Consider the following 1,180-nt stretch of genomic DNA (forward strand, 5'->3'; position numbering starts at 1 on the left):
TGGGGTGACTGCGTACCTTTTGTATAATGGGTCAGCGACTTACATTCAGTGGCAAGCTTAACCGAATAGGGAAGGCGCAGCGAAAGCGAGTCCGAATAGGGCGAATTAGTCGCTGGGTGTAGACCCGAAACCAAGCGATCTATCCATGGTCAGGTTGAAGGCACGGTAACACGTGCTGGAGGACCGAACCCACTAATGTTGAAAAATTAGGGGATGAACTGTGGATAGGGGTGAAAGGCTAAACAAGCTTGGAAATAGCTGGTTCTCTCCGAAAACTATTTAGGTAGTGCCTCACGTATTACTGCCGGGGGTAGAGCACTGTTATAGCTAGGGGGTCATGGCGACTTACCAACCTATGGCAAACTCCGAATACCGGCAAGTAGCAGCGTGGGAGACAGAGCACCGGGTGCTAACGTCCGGACTCAAGAGGGAAACAACCCAGACCGCCAGCTAAGGTCCCTAACTATGGCTAAGTGGGAAACGAAGTGGGAAGGCATTGACAGTCAGGAGGTTGGCTTAGAAGCAGCCATCCTTTAAAGAAAGCGTAATAGCTCACTGATCGAGTCGTCCTGCGCGGAAGATGTAACGGGGCTAAGCCATAGACCGAAGCTGCGGATAGGCATTCTTAGGAATGTCTGTGGTAGGAGAGCGTTCTGTAAGCCTGCGAAGGCAGATTGTGAAGTCTGCTGGAGGTATCAGAAGTGCGAATGCTGACATGAGTAGCGATAAAGGGGGTGAAAAGCCCCCTCGCCGTAAGTCCAAGGTTTCCTGCGCAACGTTCATCGGCGCAGGGTGAGTCGGCCCCTAAGGCGAGGCAGAGATGCGTAGCTGATGGGAAGCTGGTTAATATTCCAGCACCGTCGTAGAATGCGATGGGGGGACGGATGGCAGAAGGTCATCGGGGTGTTGGAAGTCCCCGTTGCTGCACTATAGAAGGCGCTTCAGGCAAATCCGGGCGCGGAATTCAAGGGTGTGGCTGGATAGGGCTTAGGTCCTAAACTGATTGGAAGCTGTTCCAAGAAAAGCCTCTAAGCTTTAAGTTCTACGAGACCGTACCGCAAACCGACACAGGTGGACGGGATGAATATTCCAAGGCGCTTGAGAGAACTCAGGAGAAGGAACTCGGCAAATTAATACCGTAACTTCGGGAGAAGGTATACCCCGGTAGTGTGAAGGGCTT

The 1,180-nt window shown here is 52.3% G+C and carries 1 rRNA gene; it reads left to right on the forward strand.

The features are described from left to right. Positions 1 to 1,180: ribosomal RNA gene (locus tag BUB23_RS26365) — 23S ribosomal RNA — on the forward strand; the annotation flags it as partial.

Source organism: Pollutimonas bauzanensis, from assembly GCF_900129885.1.
In the GTDB taxonomy this organism is placed as follows: domain Bacteria; phylum Pseudomonadota; class Gammaproteobacteria; order Burkholderiales; family Burkholderiaceae_B; genus Pollutimonas; species Pollutimonas bauzanensis.